The organism is Halopenitus salinus (assembly GCF_042662125.1).
Lineage (GTDB): Archaea > Halobacteriota > Halobacteria > Halobacteriales > Haloferacaceae > Halopenitus > Halopenitus salinus.
The window spans coordinates 41901-59069 of sequence record NZ_JBHSXL010000003.1; the positions used below are offsets into that span (position 1 = coordinate 41901).

Genomic DNA, 17169 nt, shown 5'->3' on the forward strand with positions numbered 1-17169 from the left:
GTTTCGAGCGGGTATCATCCTTTTCATACCGCACCGCGAGGCGACGATTCGGACGCCACCCGTCCCACTTTTGTGATCGATCCTTTCGCCTCGTGATCGACGCTCCAGACTCGTGATCGACGCCCCATTTTAAGGGACGTCGCATCAAGCGCCGAATATGACGACGAATTCGGTATCGGAACTCCGATACATAACTCAATCGGAAAGTCGAGCGAGGACGCTCGTGATCCTCTCGGAGGCGGGAGAGCTCGAGCGGGCCGAACTGGAGTCCCGGCTCGATGCGTCACACAGAACCGTCGTGCGTGTCGTGAAATCGCTACGGGAGCGAGGATATCTCCGTGAAACCGACGGATCGCTCCGGCTGACCCCGTTCGGGTCCCACGTCGCCGACGAGCTCGATGGATTCCTCGAGACGACGGACCTCGCGGTCACCTTCAGGCCGCTTCTCCGTCACGCGCCGCCCGCGCTCGAGACCATCGATCTCGAGGACCTGGAGGGCGCGGAACTGCTCGTCGCCTCGGAGTCGGATCCGTTCAGCATCCTCGATCGAATACTCACGCTTCGATCGGAGGCGACCCGGATTCGGGAGGTCGCACCGGGCGTTCAAAAGGAGAGCGTCGACCAGCTCGCAGAGCGGATACGCAGCGGGGAGGACATCGACGTCGAGGCCGTGATCCCACGGCAGGCGGGCGATATCGCGGACTCGAGGACGGAGTACCGCGATGGTCACGCGGTGGCGACCGACTCGGACGACGTCGACATCTACGTCCACCCCGACCAGATGTCGTTTTTCGCGGGAGCCGCCGACGGGACGGCGATGGTCTCGGTGTCGAGGAACGAACGGCCGTACGCGCTCGCGATCTCCGAAAATCCCGCCCTCAGAGCCACGGTCGAGTCGATATTCGAGACGTACCGCGAGCAGTCGACGCTGAAGACCCCGGGGTGAGGGTCGATCGGGACGATCACGACCCCGCGTCAGGGGTTGTCGTTACGTCATCGGGTGACACTTTGTACCGTCGCATCGATCGTGGATCGACGATGCGATCGCAAGCAGTCGACGGCATACTTCAGGTGCTGGCCGACCGATACCGACGATCGGTGGTGCGATATCTGGCGGACGAATCCGACGGTGTCGCGTCCGCGGGGGAGATCGCGGGCCACCTCGCCTCGCAAGGGGAGATGCCACACGAGGACGCGTTGATCAACCTCGAACACGTCATCCTCCCGACGCTGTCCGAACGCGGGATCGTGGAGTACGACGCGGACACGGAGGAGGTTCGGTATCAGTCCCACACGCTCGTCGAGGAGCTTCTGGACACCCTCGACCGGGAGTAATCTCGACGTCAACTACACCGCCGTCTTCACCGTCGACTACACCGCCGTCTTCACCGTTGAGTTCACCGCCCACGCCTCAACGGTTCCAGGGAGCGTAGTCCCGGTCGATTATCCGGTGTTCTCGCTCCAGCGCGTCGATCCGAGCCACCTGTCCGTCGTCGAGTGCGAGATCCAGGGCCGCCAGGTTCTCCCGCTGGTGTGCGGGGGTGGCGGCCTTCGGGACGGCCGCGACGTTCTCCTTCGAGAGCAGCCACGCGAGGCTGACCTGTGCGGGGGTAGCGTCGCATTCCTCCGCGATCTCCCGGATGACGGGCACGTCGTAGACCCGACCGCGGGCGATCGGGCAATACGCGACGAGCCAGTGGTCGTGGCGCGCGGCGTACTCCTGGAGGTGTTCCTGTTGCAAGAGCGGATGCATCTCCACCTGGTGGGCGAAAAGCGGTCCGTCGAGCACCTCGCGGGCGCGGTCGAGCTGGTCGGGCTCGAAGTTGCTGACGCCGACGTTTCGAACCGCGCCCCCCTCGCGAAGCTCCTCGAAGGCGCCGAGGGTCGTCTCGGGGTCATAGAGGTCAGCCGGCCAGTGGACGTACAGCAGGTCGACGTAGTCGGTTCCGAGCCGATCGAGGCTGCCCTCGACGCCCGCGATCACGTCCTCGCGCGTCGGACCGGGTTTCTCCTCGTGAACGGACTTCGTCGCCAGGAAGACGTCCTCGCGGTCGACGTCCGAGGCCGCGATCCCCTCGCCGACGTACTCCTCGTTCCCGTAGACCTCCGCCGTGTCGACGTGACGATACCCCGCCTCGAGGGCGCTTCGAACGTTCTTCGTCCACTGCGCCGCGTCGTCGTCCGAATACGTGCCGAGGCCGATTCGGGGAAGGGTCTCGTCCATGTGGGTCGTGGTGTTCATTCGCACATCACTCTTCCGGCGATCGCTCACTCTACCAGCGATCGGCGTGCGGGGCCCGAAGGGTCCCGGAGCAACTCACGCCCGAACGCGAACGACGTGACCGCCGCAACCGCACTGTTCGACGTACTCCCACTCGATGGCCTCGCCGATCTCAGCCGCCTCCAGCGCGTCGAAGAGGTACTCCGAGGGGTGCCCGTGTGCGCCGTGGGTGACGAGATTGACGTGGTTTCCGGGTGCCGTATGCTCGATGGCGTCGATGGCCTGTTCGACCACGAGCGATCGCGATTCGGCGTGCTCGGGCTTCTCGAGGTTCGCCGACCAGGAGTTGTCGTGAACCCGGTCGGTCACCGGTTCGGCGTCGTGGTCGTGGTCGGCGTCGTGATCATGATCCGTGTCGTGATCGCGGTCGGCGTCGACGCCCGGCTCGCCCTTGCGTGTGGTCTCGGACATGGGTCTCACCACGAACTACCGGCGGAACGGACAAGTCCGGCCGGGCGAACATGTCCGAAACACCTCCCGGAGAGACGAACTCGACGAGTCGGTTCAAGCCGTCTCGTCCGCCAGCCAGTCGAGTTGCGCCTCCAGCTCCCGACGCCGCTGGCGGTCGATCACGGTCGCATCGAGGAGGTCGCCCACGACCGCGACGTCGAGCGCGAACGTCGTCGTGGCCTCGACCTCGGTCCCGTCCGCCACCGACGACAGCGAGTAGGACGTGACCATCTCCTCGAAGATGCCCTCGCGCTGTTCGTAGGCGAAGGCCGCATCGGCGTGAGGTTTTTCGAGGGCGTCCGTGTCGACGCGCTCGAGCGTCAACTCGATCGTGGCGATCCCGACCGCGTTCGCGACCTCGATCCGGTCGCCGTCGACGGCGACCTCGTCGAATCCGGCGGCGGTCATGAAGGGACCGACGTCGGTCATCGCCTCGGCGATCGTCTCCGGATCCGAATCGATCGTTCGGGTGACGGTGACTGAGTGCATGGGTGTGGGGATGGACGCCCGGTTCGACCATCGAGCCGATCGCGGGCATCGGGAGATCGAGACGATCTCCGGCCGTCCGCATAAATCCCTCCGAGCGGAACCACCGTACGCCCTCGTGCGAACGTATTCGTCGTCGAGGGGCGCTCGCGCTCGTCGTCGAGGAACGCTCGTGCCGTCACGATCCGATCGAACATCTTCGGCGAAATAGTCACTCCCTCGCGAGCCCCCATCTCGAACATGGAGGCCGAACCGGCGGTTCTCGCGGAGACGGGTGCACCCACCGGACGACCGACGGAGACGCTCGACGCCCGCGACCTGCCGCCGCCACAGCCGTTGAAGAACACGCTCGAGCGGTTGCCCGATCTGTCCGGGGAAACCGTCCTGGTGCAGTTCAACGATCGGGCGCCACAGCACCTCTACCCGAAACTGGCGGATCGCGGCTACGAGTACGGAACCGCGGAGACGGACGACGCCGTGGTGACCGCCATTTGGCGACCGTAGGGCGCCCCACGCGTCGGCGTCGACGGACGCCGGACAGCAACCTCTACGTCGAACATGTTCGCCAACACGTTGAATGGGGCAACGCGTTTAGGTTCGCCTAAGATGGTGTCCGTCTCACTCACGCTCGACGTCCCGACGCGCGCATGGATCGGCGATCTCTCCCGGGAGTTTCCGGATGCCCGGTTTCGGATTCGATCGGCACAGTCGTGTGACGACGTCGGCGTCGGATTCGTGGAGGTGTTGACTACGGACTCCGACCCCGACGCGATCGTCGAGCGCATGGAGGCCTACGACGAGGTCTACACCGTCGAGGTCTTCCAGCGCGGCGCCGACCGGGCGCTCATCCAGCTCGAGGCCGACGATCCGCTCCTGCTTCGCGTTCTCGATCGGACCGGGGTGCCGATCGAGATGCCCTTCGAGATCGTCGACGGCGAGGTGGACTGGGAGCTGACGACGACGAGGAACCGCCTGTCCACGCTCGCGGACGAGCTCGAGCGGTCGGACATCGGCTTCATGGTCGAACACATCTGGGAGAGCGTTCAGTTCGATCGGATCCTCACGGAGCGACAGGCCGAAGTCGTCGCGACGGCGATCGACCTCGGGTACTACGACTCGCCGCGGGGCTGTACCCAGGGCGAGCTGGCCGACGAGCTGGAGATGGCGAAGTCGACGTGCTGTGAGATCCTCCACCGGGCCGAAGAGCGGATGATAAAGCAGTTCGAGGACGGCGACCAGCCGGCCTTCACCCAACCCAAAAAACACGCCTGAGTCGCCTCGGAGACGAGCTCCCGTCCGTTCGTGATCGACTTTATGGTTCGCCACCCCGAATCTCGTCGTGATGGTCTCCAATGGAGACGCCGCTCCGAGTTTCACCGCAACGATCGGCACGAGTGACCACGAATCGTTCGACCTCGAGGACGCCCTCGGAGACGGTCCCGTCGTGCTCGCGTTCTTCCCCGGCGCGTTCACCCCGCCGTGTACGAACGAGATGATCGCTCTCCAGGATCGACTCGAGGCGTTCGACGACGCCGGCGCGCGCATCCTCGGCGTGAGCGCCGACTCGCCGTTCTCGCTCGGCGCCTTCCGCGAGGAACACGACCTCGAGTTCGACCTGATAAGCGACATGGGCCGCGAGGCGATCCGGGCTTTCGACCTCGAGATCGACATCGCCGACCTCGGGCTACACGGGATCGCGAACCGGGCCGTCTACGTGCTGGATGCGGACGGCACGGTCGTCTACGACTGGGTCGCCGACGATCCGACGAACGAGCCCGACTACGAGGCGGTGCTCGAGGCCGTCCGATCGGCCTGAGACGGCGTCGTCGATCGTACGTGAGAAGAGATCTCGACGTTCTTTGACGGACGGTTCGAGACGTCCGGGTGGATCGCGGTCGATGGAAGATCGGGTCGGCCGTCGGCCGGTGGAAGATGGTCGGCTACCAACCGATCAGCGATCGGCGCGCGCTCGCGCCGCGAGGAGGGTCCCGATCAGCGCAAGAACCGCCGTCACGGCGCCGAATCCCGGCGCCGAGGCCTGAGAGGATCCGGAGCCGGCGGCGTCATCGGAATCGCCGTTCGCGCTCGACGTCGGCTCGAAGGTCACCTCGAACCCCTCGAGCGACGTCCCGGGCTCCCACCGGAGGGACTCTGGTTCGCCCTCCTGCTCGGCGCCACCGGAATCCGCCTCCGGCGTCACGCCGCTCGCGGCGTACCCGTCGGGAGCCGTCACGACGAAGGTGCGATCGGACTCGAACCCGCTCGCGAACGGTTCCGTGAGGACGATCGAGTCGTCCTCGAGTGCGGCCAGCCCGCTCCAGCGCACCGATAGCGCGACGGTCCCGACCTCCGAGCTCTCCTGGTTGCTCACGTCGATCGACCCGTCGGAGACGCGCATCTCGCGGTCCGTCTCCGCCGCCGTGTCGTTGGCGACGGAGGCCATTCGCGACTCGAAGCGGTCGCGAAGCGCCGACCGCGCGTCCGTGTCGTTCGCGAGCGCTCGGAAGGCGTCCCGCTCGTCGTCGTCACGCAGATCGTAGGTCGACACGAGGGTGACCGTGGCGTCGCCGTTCTCCTCGAGTTCGACGACGAACGCCGGACTTCCGTCGTGGTCTGCGGCCGCAGCACCTCCGGTCGCACCGGCGAGCAGGCCGGAAACGACGACGGCCGCCAGACACGCGGACGCGATCCGGGACGCCGCGATCATCGCGAGATCTCGGACGGATAGGCGGTCACCGGTCGATCGACGCCGAACGCCGACCGGTCGGTCTCGGATCGCGAGTTGGAGTTAGATCCCCCTCGATTCATCGATTTCCTCCCGCACTACCGCGATCGGAACCGCCGCTCGATCCGGCCGATCCGCCGGAACCTCCGGCGCTACCGCCGTCGTCGCCGTCGGACTCGGTCGAGTCGTCACTCGTGGACTCGGTCGAGTCGTCCGACCCGTCGTCGGAATCACTCGAGTCGTCGGTGCCGTCCTCGGAACCGTCAGAATCGGCCGGTCCGTCGGCATCATCGGGACGGCCGGATTCGTCGGGAGCGTCGCCGCGGTCGGAGGCACCCTCGTCCGTGGCGGTTCCGGCTTCGTCGTCGGCGTTCTCCCGTTCGTCGCTCTCCTCCATCCCCTCCTCGGAATCGTCGTCGCCATCGTCACGTCCGGGGAGGTTCTCCGGCGGACCGGCGTCGCCCGGCGGACCCGCGTGTGCCGGCGGGCCGGCGATGTTGCCAGCGACTTCCGAGGCGTTGCCGCGCAACTCGCTCGCGTTGTTCTGCAGTTCCCGGATCGCGGTCGCGTTCACGCCGCGCTCCTCGAGCAGCTCGTCCGGCAGTCCCGCGGCGGATTCGGCGGTCTGGTTCGACGTGCGCTCGATGTTGCGAAGTTGTGCCGCGATCTTCGCGTTCCGCGAGCGGTATTCACCTTCGGAGATCTCGCCCTCCTCGCGCATCTCGCGGAGCTCCTCCTGTCGTTCCCGGAGTTCCTCGACGCGTTCGGAGTCGTTTTCGATCGCGTCCGCGATCACGTCCGCACGCTCGCCGTCGGTCTGTGCGCGTGCGATACGGAGCCCGAGCGCGCGGGATTCGATCTCACCGTCGAGTTCGGCCTCCTGGACGCCGATCGCGCCCGAGAGGAACTGGCCGGGCGGGATGTCCTCGACGTCGGTCTCGTTACCGTCGTCCGTCTCGTTCGTCGTATCGTCCGAGTCGTTGGCGGTCTCGGTTCCGTTGGTGGTGTCGCTTGACTCGGTTTCGTTCGTCTCGGTTCCGTTCGTCTCGGTATCGTTCTCCGTGGTCACCTGTTCGACCGTGCTTCCGGGCGCGTCGACGGCCTGGGCGTTCGCGCCGTCCATGGCCGCCGCCGCGGCCGGTGCGGCCCCGACGGTCGAGACGACCAGGACGAACGCGATCACGAGCGTGCTGAGTCGGTTCATCGCGTTCGGTCCAATGAGCGTGGAGAACTTATAAAGGCGAGACCGTGAATCCGGATTTCGAACGGTTAAGCCGGATTTAATCCGGATTAAATCGTCCGTTCACCCGCGCTTCCGGCAAACGAGCGGATCGAGCCGGCGTTTCGACGAACGTATATATACCGTGAGATCGAACTTTCCGAGTATATCCGGCGCGCGTCACGTTTCGGCTCGACGGGAACGCCGCCGACATGGGGGAAGCAAACCAAAATGAGGCCCACGAACCGTTCCGAGCGGGCGAACCACCCTCGTCCCGGTGAGGGGAACGCCTCGCAGACTCGGCGCCGATCCGGCTCGAGCGGTTCGCACGGAGCGACCGTCCTCGTCGTCGACGAGGATCATCACGCGGATCGGTACGCGATGTGGCTCTCGAAGACGTACACGGTTAGAACCGCGAGCACGCGCGATGAGACGCTCGCGGTGCTCGACGCGAGCGTGGCGGTCGTGTTGCTCGGGTACGGGCTGGATGGAGACCTCAAACGCGACGTCGTGGCCGCGGTCGAGGAGACGTCCTCCGCCTGTAAGATCGCGCTCGTCTCGACCGAACGCGAGGCGATCGCGGACGCGGCGGTCGCTCACCACGGAACGATCACGAGGCCCGTGACCGAGGACGCCGTTTCGACCACGGTCGCCCGCCTCCTCAGACGCGCCGTCTATCACGACGCCCTCCGGACCTATTACGGGGTGACGGCCCGGATGAGCGCCTACGAGATCTCCGACGGCGAGACCGATCGCCGATCGGATCCGGACTACGAGCGGCTGCGGAGGCGTCGATCGGAGGCGATCGATCGGATCGAGGAGCTTCAGGCGGCGCTTTCGGCCGACGACAAGCGTGCGGTGCTCGACGCGTTGACCGCCGAAGCGACGCTTCCGGCCCGGCCCGACGACTCCTCGGTGAAGACGCGAAAACACCGCCCGGATTCCTGTCGCGAGTGCGGGCTCGAGTGGGGCATCGATCACGGCGGGGACGTCGGCGACGGCTACCTCTCGCTTGGAGCCTACACCTGGAAGTGTCGACGCTGTGGGTCGGTCCAGTCCGTTCCGAACCCCAACAATCGCTCGCTCGCGCGGCGTCGATACTGAATCGGCGTGTTTTGTGTCCGTCGCTCAGTCGTCTCCGAGTATCCCGCGGTGGGTCATCCGCTCGGGATCGAGCACCTCGTCGGCCTCCTCCTCGGTGAGGTAGCCCTCCTCGACGGCGACCTCGCGGACGGTCTTGTCCTCGGCGAGGGCCTTCTTTGCGACCTTCGATGCCTTGTCGTAACCGATGGCGGGGTTGAGCGCCGTCGCGAGCGCCATCGAGCGGTCGACCTGCTCGGCGCAGTACTCCTCGTTGGCCTCCAGCTTTGCGACGAACTTCTCGCCGAACGTTTCCACGGCGTTGGCGAGCAGCGCCGCGGACTCGAGGAAGCTGTGGGCCACCACCGGCTTGTAGAGGTTCAAGTCGATCTCGCCGCGGGCGGCGCCGGCGGAGATCGTCGCGTCGTTGCCGATCACGCGCTTGTGGACCTGGTTGACCGATTCCGCGACGACCGGGTTGATCTTGCCGGGCATGATCGACGAGCCGGGCTGGTTCTCCGGCTGTTCGATCTCGCCGAGGCCGTTTCGCGGGCCGGAGGCGAGAAGCCGGAGGTCGTTCGCGATCTTGTTCATCGATCCGGCGACCGTGCGCAACGCGCCGTGGGCCTCCGACATGGCGTCGTGGGCGGCCTGCGCCTCGAAGTGGTTGTCGGCCTCGCGGAAGGTCGTGTTCGTCTCCTCGGAGATGTACTCGGCGGCGAGTTCCGGGAACTCGGGGTGGGTGTTGAGGCCGGTCCCGACCGCGGTCCCGCCCAGCGCCAGCTCGCGAAGGTGCAGCTGGACGTCGCCGACGCGTTTGATCCCGTGTTCGATCTGCGAGCGGTAGCCGCCGAACTCCTGACCGAGCCGGATCGGCGTCGCGTCCTGGAGGTGGGTCCGTCCGGTCTTCACCACGCCGTCGAACTCCGCTTCCGCCTCCGAGAGGGACGTATGGAGGGTCTCGAGGGCGGGAACGAGGTCCTTCTCGAGCGCCTCGAGCGCGGCGACGTGCATCGCCGTCGGGATGACGTCGTTGCTCGATTGGCCGTAGTTGACGTGGTCGTTCGGGTGGACCACGCGGTCGCCGATCTCCGCGCCCGTGATCTCGGCCGCGCGGTTGGCGATGACCTCGTTCGCGTTCATGTTCGAGGAGGTCCCCGACCCGGTCTGAAAGACGTCGACGGGGAACTGGTCGTCGTGTTCCCCGGCGATGACCTCGTCTGCGGCCTCGACGATCGCGGCCGCGACGTCCTCCTCTATCAACCCGAGATCACGATTCGCGCGCGCGGCGGACTTCTTGACGATGCCGAGCGCGCGGACGAACCGCCGCCCGAAGGTGATCCCCGAGATGGGGAAGTTCTCGACCGCACGCTGGGTCTGGGCGCCCCAGTAGGCGTCCGCCGGCACCTGCATCTCTCCGAGGCTGTCCGATTCGATCCGGTGATCGTCTTCCATGCCCATGGGTTCTCGCGTGGAGCGCGTAAAAGCTACTGAAAGCCGCTGACGTCCCCGCCGATCGTTGTTCGACACCGTCTCCGCCCCGACGTCACTCCTCGACCGGGAGGTGTCCGGCCTCGCGAAGCCGATCGTCGAGGGCGCCGTCGCCGCGGTCGGCGTACTCCGAGGGCGTGTAGGTCTGCATCTCCATCGCGTGGATGTCGGTCGTCATGTGCTCGTCGAGGGCGTCGTAGACGCGCCGGTGTTGGGCGACGAGCGGTTCCCCCTCGAAGGCGGGCGAGACGACGACCGCCGCGTAGTGATCGTCCTCGTCCTCGTCGTCGTGAACGCGCGGGCGCGTCACCGCGGCGACTGCGTCCGGGATCTCCGCCTCGATCAGGTCGGCGATCGCGTCGAGTTCCATATCGGACTCCGCGGGCGCCGCGGTAATAAGGACCGTGCTACCGAAACGGAGTCCGACGACCGATCGAGCGTGGTTCGACCGATCGGCGATGCGATGAACGTGCCGTCGAAGCGGCGATCGGACGGCCTCGAAGCGGCGATCCGGCCGAGCGATTTAAGTATCGACGACGGCCCCCTATCGACATGGAAATCGTGACCGACGAAGACGTCGATCCGGTGGAGGCGGTCGAGGGCGTCCACTTGACACAGGAGGCCGCCGGCGACAGGATAAGCGTCCAGGGCTACTACTTCGAGCCGGGCTCGGAGGTCCCCGAACACAGCCACGAACACGAACAGGCCGGAGTGATCACCGCCGGGACCCTCACGTTCGTGATCGAGGGTGAACGACGGCTCGCCCACGAGGGCGACTCCTACGTCATTCCGGGCGGGGAAACCCACGCCGCCATCAACGAACAGGACGTCCCCGTCGAGGGGTATGACCTCTTCTCGCCGCCGCGTCTCGATCCCGACTGGCAGGAGTGACGCACGCCACGCGAGCGAACATGTTCGCAGGGGGTTTCCAGCGGCCGGGAATCATCGCGGACCCTATCCCCTCCCACCGGGTAGTACCACTCGTCCCATGACCGAACGCGAACGCACGCTCACGGACCGCACCCTGGACCGCCGAACGTACCTCGCCGCGACCGCGTCCGTCGGGGCGACGATGCTCGCCGGCTGTTCGGGCGGGAGCGGCGACGGCGGGAACGGTGGAAACGGTGGCGGCGGGAACGGCGGAAATGGCGAGAGCGGTGGTAACGGTGGCGGCGGGAACGGCGGCGGAGACGAGTACCTCTCGGAGGAGCCGAACTACGACGGCTGGTTCGAGGGCGTCAGCAACTACGAGGGCACCCTCGACCGCCGCGACGCCGACAGCGTCACGATCGAAGTCGGAGCGGGCGACGGGCTCTCGTTCGCTCCGCCGGCCGTCGCCGTCTCGAGCGACACGACGATCGTCTGGGAGTGGACCGGACAGGGCGGCCAGCACAACGTCGCCGCCGACGGGGGCGAGTTCGAGTCGGAGACGACCGGCGAGTCCGGCCACACCTTCGAGCAGACCCTCGATCCGGGCACCTACAAGTACGTCTGTACGCCCCACGAGGCCGTCGGCATGAAGGGCGCCATCGTCGTGGAGTGACGGCCCCCTTCGTCGAATGAAGGGCGCCGTCGCCGTCGAACCGACCCGTAAATACTTACCAACACGAACACATCGGCCGATAGCGACACTCGATCGCAGGACGCTCGATCGAAGGGAGGACGAAACATGACACAGGCTCGCCTCGTCGTCGAGATGCCCGAGGGACCGTGGGTCGCGGACGTCTCGCGGGCCCATCCCGACGCCACGTTCCAGGTACTCGCCGCGCTTCCGGGCGACGGACCGGGATTCGCGCTCGTGTGGATCTCCGCGCCGGACCTCGACGCCGTGCTCTCGGACATGCACGACCACCCCGTGCTCTCGGAGCTGTCGGTGATGCAGCGGACCGAAAGCGAGGCCACCGTGCAGTTCGAGACCTCCGCGCCGATGCTACTGATCGCCGCCAAGCGGTCCGGAATCCCCATCGAGATGCCCATCGAGATCCGCGACGGGGAGGCGACGATCGACGTGACCGGGGCCCACGACCGCCTCTCACAGCTCGGCCGCCAGTTTCAGGAGCTGGACATGGACTTCCGCGTGGAGTACATCCAGGAACGGCTCCAGCCGAGCCAGATACTCACGGAGAAACAGCGGGAGCTGCTTCTCACGGCCGTCGAGTGCGGCTACTACGACACCCCCCGCGAGTGCTCGCTGACGGACCTCGCGGAGACGGTCGGGATCGCGAAATCCACCGCGAGCGAGACGCTTCACCGCGCCGAGGAGGAGGTCATAAAACGGTTCGTCGACGACCTCCCGCCGCGAGTCGACGTCGATCCGGCAGCCGACACGACCGACGAGGACGGGGCGGTCGACGAGTCCGACGCCGTTGACGGGGACGAAGCCGACGACGAGGGTACCGAACCGGCCGGGTCCGAACGGAACGTGAACCCGGAGGCCTGAGGACGAATTCGTCCGAATCACCTACAACACGACGCCGTTGGACGCCCACGACACGGCGCTATAACACGACGCGTTCGACGTCGCCGTGACCGGCGCGCCGGACGACGGCGCGGACGAGGTCCTGCACGCCGGCGAGGTTGTCCGAGTCGCCGTCGAGCACCAGGAGCTTGCCGTCCGCACCCTCCTCGATCACCCCGCAGTCGAGGCCGGCGATCTCCGCGCCGTTGACCGTCGCCATCCGGAGGACCGCCGCCGCCGGAACGTCCGCCAGCTTGGCCGCGAACTCCATCTCGCGGAACATCGACGGCGAGTTCAACATGACGTTGTCCGTTCCGAGCGCGACGGTCGTCCGTTCAGCGAGCTCTCGGATCGGCGGGACCCCCACGTTCGTGACGAGGTTCGACCGCGGACAGACCACGACCGGCGTGTTCCGGTCCTCGATGCGGTCGAGGTGAAGCTCTCCCGCGTGGACCATGTGGACGAGGAAGTCCGGATCCAGGTCGATCGCCGGGTTGACGTCGAGGTCGTCACGCTCGCCGGCGTGGATCGCGAACGGCTTTCCCGCCTTTCGGGCCGCGTTGCGCGCCTCGTCGAAGTCGCCGTCGCGGGCGCCGGAGGCACCATACCCGTCCGCGACCTCGAGGACCTCGCTCCCGCCACGACCCAGGATCACCGACTCGACGTCGCGCGCCCCGATCGACTCCGCACCGCCGCGTCCGGCCAGGGCGTCACGGAGCGCGGCGACGCCCTCGCGGCCGCCCTCGCGGAACTCGAGGAACGCGCCCGTTCCGGTCGACTCCATGAATCGGAGCGACCTGGCCATGGCCTCGACCGTCTCCTCGCGGCTCGCCGACCGGAGGAGGCGGTGCTTGAGCCCGTCCGGCGGCGCGACGAGCTCGTCGAGCGAGAGGCCGCCGCCCGCCTCCTTGGCGATCGAGTCGCCGATGTGGGTGTGGGCGTTGACGAACGCGGGCACGATCACGTCGTCGCTTTCGGTCTCGACCTCCTCGATGGCGACGATCTCGCCGTCGGCGATCACGACCCGTCCCTCGACCGGCGTGAACTGTCGGCCGCGGAGGATCGTCCCTTCGACGTGCATACCCGAGGAGACCACCCGGCGTGGCTTGAAGGTCACGACCCGTGATCGGCCGGCGAGTCGAACGGTCCGCGGGCCGAGTCGAACGGTCGGTAAGGGGAATCACTCGGACTCGAACTCGTCGAGCGTGGCGGCCATGCCGTGGCGGACGTCGCTGACGAGCGAGTCCACGTCCAGTTCGAGGACGTCCGCGGCCGCTCGCCCGACGCGGTCCGTGAGCGGCTCCGGACAGTAGACGCCGAGGCGCCACTGGTTGTGCTGGGCCGTCCGCAGCGCCGAGACGAGCGGCGACTGTTCCTCGAGACGTCGGATCTCGCCGTTGACCGTGACGCGCGAGGTCGACTCGCGCATCGATGGCTCCGGCGGAACGTCGAGGATCACCGCCCGTTCCCGCTCGACTCCGGCGATCGACGCGATCTCGGTCTCGAGCTCTCGGACGCGCTCGTGATCGGCGTCGTGTATCTCCTCCGGGACGTCGTCGTATTCCGCCCACATGGCCCGCTTGTAGAGGTCGCGCTCGTCGAGCCGGCGGACGAGGGGACGCGTCCCGTCGTTGGCGCGCAACGCGACGAGCAGTTCGGGGTCGTCCATCCGGCGGACTGCCTCGGCCGTGACGTCCGGCGCCCGGAGGAGCCGCGCCGTCGCCCGGCGCAACATCGCCTTCGAGATGCGGGCGACGTGATGGGTGTAGACGACCGGGTTCATGAGCGCACGCGCGAGAAGTAGACTCTCCGCGGTCTGAACGTTTCCCTCGTCGAGCACGAGGGTGTCGTCGCGGAAGGTCAACTCCCGGACCAGCCGGCCGGTGTCGATGGTTCCGTAGGGGACTCCCGTGTGGTGAGCGTCGCGAACGAGATAGTCCATCCGGTCGACGTCGAGCTCGCCGGAGACGAGCCCGCCGTATCGTCCTTCACCCGCCACGAGGCCGGCGACGCGATCCGGATCGAGGCCGTGATCGCGAAGCACGTCACCGACGTCGCCCGCCGCGAGCAGCTCGTCGACGTCGTCGTGGTACTTGCCGGTGTGTCGATGAAGCAGCGACTCGACGTTGTGACTGAAGGGCGCGTGGCCGACGTCGTGGAGGATCGCGGCCGCCTCGATCCGGTCGGCCCGAACCCCCTCGATGCCGAGGTGGTCGAGCGCGCGGCTGGCGAGGTGATACACCCCGAGGGAGTGTTCGAACCGGGTGTGGTTCGCGGAGGGATACACGAGCGTGACGGTCCCGAGCTGGGAGACGCGCCGGAGGCGCTGGATCGCGGGCGTATCGAGGAGGTCGGCGGCCACGCCCTCGATCCGGATGTGGTCGTGGACGCTGTCCTTGATCGTGACCATACGCGCGTTTCGTCGCCATCGCTTATAAGGCTCGGCGCCGGTCGGGAGGCGTCGCCATCGACCCGGAGACGGAACCGTCGATCCGATGAATGACGACGATCGGTCCCGACAGATTCATACATATCTGTCGTGTCCATAAGGACGTAATGATGCAGACGACCCACGCGATCGTCGGGATGGCGATCGCGGCACCGATCGCCGTGATCGCCCCCGAACTCGCGGGGATCGTCCTCCTCGCGGGGCTCGTCGGCGGGGCGGCGCCGGACCTCGACCTCTACAGGGGCCACCGACGCGCGCTCCACTACCCGGTTGGATACCCGATCGCGGCCGGGATCGCGGCGGTCGCGGCGGTCGTGTCGGCCACGCCGACGGCGGTCGCGCTTGCGGTGTTCCTCGCGGCCGCCGCGGCTCACTGTCTGATGGACGTCCTCGGCGGCGGGCTTGAGCTGAGACCCTGGGAGGGGCGCGACGATCGGGGCGTCTACGACCACGTCCGCGGCCGGTGGATCGCGCCGCGGCGGTGGATCAGATACGACGGATCGCCCGAGGATCTCGGGATCGCGACGGCGGCGGCCGTTCCCGTCCTCTTCGTCGCCGAGGGCGTCTTCGCCGCGATCGCCGCCGTGCTTCTCGGCGTCTCGGCCGTCTACGTCGCGGTGCGTCGCCGGCTTCCGGACATCGCCTCGGCCATTGCGGCACGAGTGCCGGCGTCCGCCCGCAAGTGGGTGCCGGAACGATACTTCGAGTGAACCGGGACGGGAGCGAACACGAGGTCCCTTCCGACACGCGACACCGCTACGGGTGCGCGTAGTAGACGACCAGGTCCTCCCCCCCGTTAGGACCGTACTCCTCCGGTGCAGGGTCGGGATCGAACTCGTCGATCCGCACGAATCCGACGCGCTCGAACTGGATCACGTCGTCGATCGACAACTCCGCCACGCCGGGTTCCGCATACCCCGCAACGTCTCCGTCCATCGTTCGCATCGTCGTCTCGAGCGATTCAGCGACCGGCGCCCAGTGGACGACCGAAACGCCCTCCTCGCGGACGGCCGTGATGTCGTCGCCGGCGTATTCGAGGGCTTCCTCGTCCGCGTCGTATCGGACGCAGCCGAACCCCTTCAACCAGACGCGTGCGCCGTCCTCGGGGAGGTCGGGTTCCTCGAGGTACACGGCGCCCGCGGGGATGGTGCGCGTCCCGCGGTCGTCGTGGTCGGGGTGCAACGGGGGATGGCCGGCGTCCGGGCCGCCCCGCACGTCGAGTTCGACCGCCGGCGCCTCGGGACGGTCGCGGACGAGGAACCGGCGGTCCGCCTCGTCGTCTATCAGATCGCGGTTGTTCGCGTAGACGGCGGACATCGCGAGGTCCACGTCGGAGGTCGACATCCCGAGTTCGACCATCGCCTCGACGATCGCCGACCCGCGGATGCCGCGACGTCGAAGCGATCGGAGCGTCGGCGCACGCGGGTCGTCCCACCCGGTCAGCTCGCCGGCCTCGATGAGCCCCTTGATCGTCGAGGTGGAGATCCGGACGTCGTACTCGTCGAGTTGCACGTGGCCCCAGTGGAGCACCTCCGGGTACTCCCAGCCGAAGTAGTCGTAGACGAACCGCTGGCGTTTCGCGGAGTCCTGGAGGTCGATCCCGCGGATGATGTGGGTGACGCCGGTGAGGTGGTCGTCGACGCCCGACTGGAAGTCGAGCATCGGCCAGCAGTCGTAGTCGGCCGCCTCCTCGCGGGGGTGTGCGGCCCCGACGAGACGGAAGGCGACCCAATCGCGCAGCGCGGGGTTCTTGTGCTCGATGTCCGTCCGGACGCGAAGGACCATCTCGCCCGGCTCGTACTCGCCCGCGATCATCGCCTCGAACTCCTCGTGGACCGTTTCCGCGTCCTTTCCGCGGTGGGGACACGCCTCCGCGTCGGCCTTCAGCTCGCTGAACGTCTCGGCCGGACACGAACAGGTGTAGGCCCCGCCCAGATCGATCAGCTCGCGGGCGTGGTCGTAGTAGGTCTCGACGCGGTCGGAGGCCCTGAGCACGACGTCGGGCTCGAACCCGAGGTACTCGACGTCCTCGAGGATCGCGTCGTAGGCCTCGAGGTCGGGACGCTTCGTCTCGGGGTCCGTGTCGTCGAACCGGACGATGAACTCGCCGTCGTACCGCTCGGCGTAGGTGCCGATCACCGAGGGCATCCGAGCATGGCCGATGTGCCAGGGGCCGTTCGGATTGGGGGCCGCCCGCATCACGACCTCGCCGTCCTCCGCGTTCGGGAGGTCCGGAAGCGCGTGATCGTCCGTCTCGTCCTCGGCCTCGAGCTCGTCGAGGCGCTCGGGAGCCAGCTCCGACAGGCGGTCGCGGCGTTCGGCGGCGTCCATCGCCGCGACGCGGTCGACGATCGGCGCGACGACGCCGGGGATCTCGTCGCCATGCGGCCGGAAGTCGGGGTTCGATCCCATGAGCGGCCCCATGATCGCGCCCACGTCCGGGTCGCTCTCGTGTTTGAGCGCGTTGAACAGCGCAGCCTCCTCGGCGGCCGCGGCCACGCGCTCGCGAAGGTCCTCGTCCATTGCGCTA

General features: G+C 67.4%; 20 protein-coding genes. 10 read left to right on the forward strand and 10 right to left on the reverse strand.

What is annotated here, in order from left to right; genetic code table 11:
- Positions 1–157: 157 nt before the first annotated feature.
- Together ACFQE9_RS03000 and ACFQE9_RS03005 are read left to right on the forward strand one after the other, a co-directional pair.
- Complete coding sequence (locus ACFQE9_RS03000) at positions 158–946, forward strand: helix-turn-helix transcriptional regulator (RefSeq protein ID WP_379740087.1); 789 nt, start codon at positions 158–160, stop codon at positions 944–946.
- Positions 947–1038: 92 nt separating this feature from the next.
- On the forward strand, positions 1039–1335 hold the full coding sequence (locus ACFQE9_RS03005; protein ID WP_379740090.1) for a DUF7344 domain-containing protein: 297 nt from the start codon (positions 1039–1041) through the stop codon (positions 1333–1335).
- 76 nt (positions 1336–1411) lie between these two features.
- On the opposite strand, the gene ACFQE9_RS03010 is transcribed toward ACFQE9_RS03005, so the two are convergent.
- From ACFQE9_RS03010 to ACFQE9_RS03020, 3 genes are all read right to left on the reverse strand, one after another.
- A complete protein-coding gene (locus tag ACFQE9_RS03010) occupies positions 1412–2224 on the reverse strand; it encodes an aldo/keto reductase (RefSeq protein WP_379740093.1) in 813 nt (270 codons plus the stop codon).
- Between the two features lie 93 nt (positions 2225–2317).
- Entirely contained in the window at positions 2318–2692 is a 375-nt protein-coding gene (locus tag ACFQE9_RS03015; RefSeq protein WP_379740096.1) for a CGCGG family putative rSAM-modified RiPP protein, read from the reverse strand.
- A 93-nt stretch (positions 2693–2785) separates the two neighbouring features.
- Positions 2786–3220, reverse strand: coding sequence for an SRPBCC family protein (locus tag ACFQE9_RS03020; RefSeq protein ID WP_379740098.1), 435 nt, complete (start codon positions 3218–3220; stop codon positions 2786–2788).
- Between the two features lie 237 nt (positions 3221–3457).
- Between ACFQE9_RS03020 and ACFQE9_RS03025 the strand changes: the two genes are divergently transcribed.
- The 3 genes from ACFQE9_RS03025 (at position 3458) to ACFQE9_RS03035 (ending at position 5033) form a co-directional block, all read left to right on the forward strand.
- The gene (locus tag ACFQE9_RS03025; protein ID WP_379740101.1) at positions 3458–3721 is read left to right on the forward strand and encodes a DUF2249 domain-containing protein; all 264 of its coding nucleotides are present in this window, start codon (positions 3458–3460) and stop codon (positions 3719–3721) included.
- Between the two features lie 102 nt (positions 3722–3823).
- On the forward strand, positions 3824–4489 hold the full coding sequence (locus ACFQE9_RS03030; protein WP_379740104.1) for a helix-turn-helix domain-containing protein: 666 nt from the start codon (positions 3824–3826) through the stop codon (positions 4487–4489).
- A 70-nt stretch (positions 4490–4559) separates the two neighbouring features.
- Entirely contained in the window at positions 4560–5033 is a 474-nt protein-coding gene (locus ACFQE9_RS03035; protein ID WP_379740107.1) for a redoxin domain-containing protein, read from the forward strand.
- A 135-nt stretch (positions 5034–5168) separates the two neighbouring features.
- On the opposite strand, the gene ACFQE9_RS03040 is transcribed toward ACFQE9_RS03035, so the two are convergent.
- Complete coding sequence (locus ACFQE9_RS03040; RefSeq protein ID WP_379740110.1) at positions 5169–5924, reverse strand: DUF7345 domain-containing protein; 756 nt, start codon at positions 5922–5924, stop codon at positions 5169–5171.
- A 97-nt stretch (positions 5925–6021) separates the two neighbouring features.
- Positions 6022–7146: a DUF7096 domain-containing protein gene (locus tag ACFQE9_RS03045; RefSeq protein ID WP_379740113.1), complete on the reverse strand. Its 1125-nt coding sequence runs from the start codon at positions 7144–7146 to the stop codon at positions 6022–6024.
- Positions 7147–7392: 246 nt separating this feature from the next.
- Here ACFQE9_RS03045 and ACFQE9_RS03050 point away from each other — a divergent pair, with 246 nt between their 5' ends.
- Positions 7393–8265, forward strand: a complete 873-nt coding sequence (locus tag ACFQE9_RS03050; protein ID WP_379740116.1) for a hypothetical protein — start codon at positions 7393–7395, stop codon at positions 8263–8265.
- Positions 8266–8289: 24 nt separating this feature from the next.
- Here ACFQE9_RS03050 and ACFQE9_RS03055 read toward each other — a convergent pair whose 3' ends face one another.
- Together ACFQE9_RS03055 and ACFQE9_RS03060 are read right to left on the reverse strand one after the other, a co-directional pair.
- Positions 8290–9696 (reverse strand): class II fumarate hydratase, encoded by a 1407-nt coding sequence (locus ACFQE9_RS03055; RefSeq protein ID WP_379740119.1) that lies wholly within the window; start codon positions 9694–9696, stop codon positions 8290–8292.
- Between the two features lie 91 nt (positions 9697–9787).
- A complete protein-coding gene (locus ACFQE9_RS03060) occupies positions 9788–10102 on the reverse strand; it encodes a BolA/IbaG family iron-sulfur metabolism protein (RefSeq protein ID WP_379740122.1) in 315 nt (104 codons plus the stop codon).
- Between the two features lie 182 nt (positions 10103–10284).
- Here ACFQE9_RS03060 and ACFQE9_RS03065 point away from each other — a divergent pair, with 182 nt between their 5' ends.
- From ACFQE9_RS03065 to ACFQE9_RS03075, 3 genes are all read left to right on the forward strand, one after another.
- Complete coding sequence (locus tag ACFQE9_RS03065; RefSeq protein ID WP_379740125.1) at positions 10285–10623, forward strand: cupin domain-containing protein; 339 nt, start codon at positions 10285–10287, stop codon at positions 10621–10623.
- Between the two features lie 97 nt (positions 10624–10720).
- A complete protein-coding gene (locus ACFQE9_RS03070) occupies positions 10721–11275 on the forward strand; it encodes a halocyanin domain-containing protein (RefSeq protein WP_379740128.1) in 555 nt (184 codons plus the stop codon).
- 126 nt (positions 11276–11401) lie between these two features.
- Entirely contained in the window at positions 11402–12172 is a 771-nt protein-coding gene (locus tag ACFQE9_RS03075; protein ID WP_379740132.1) for a helix-turn-helix domain-containing protein, read from the forward strand.
- Between the two features lie 58 nt (positions 12173–12230).
- Here ACFQE9_RS03075 and ACFQE9_RS03080 read toward each other — a convergent pair whose 3' ends face one another.
- Both ACFQE9_RS03080 and ACFQE9_RS03085 read right to left on the reverse strand, forming a co-directional pair.
- Positions 12231–13271: an amidohydrolase family protein gene (locus tag ACFQE9_RS03080; protein WP_379740135.1), complete on the reverse strand. Its 1041-nt coding sequence runs from the start codon at positions 13269–13271 to the stop codon at positions 12231–12233.
- A gap of 99 nt (positions 13272–13370) precedes the next feature.
- Complete coding sequence (locus tag ACFQE9_RS03085) at positions 13371–14600, reverse strand: HD domain-containing protein (RefSeq protein ID WP_379740138.1); 1230 nt, start codon at positions 14598–14600, stop codon at positions 13371–13373.
- Positions 14601–14749: 149 nt separating this feature from the next.
- Between ACFQE9_RS03085 and ACFQE9_RS03090 the strand changes: the two genes are divergently transcribed.
- Positions 14750–15349, forward strand: coding sequence for a metal-dependent hydrolase (locus ACFQE9_RS03090; protein WP_379740141.1), 600 nt, complete (start codon positions 14750–14752; stop codon positions 15347–15349).
- A gap of 46 nt (positions 15350–15395) precedes the next feature.
- On the opposite strand, the gene ACFQE9_RS03095 is transcribed toward ACFQE9_RS03090, so the two are convergent.
- Positions 15396–17162: a glutamate--tRNA ligase gene (locus ACFQE9_RS03095; protein WP_379740144.1), complete on the reverse strand. Its 1767-nt coding sequence runs from the start codon at positions 17160–17162 to the stop codon at positions 15396–15398.
- Positions 17163–17169: the final 7 nt, after the last annotated feature.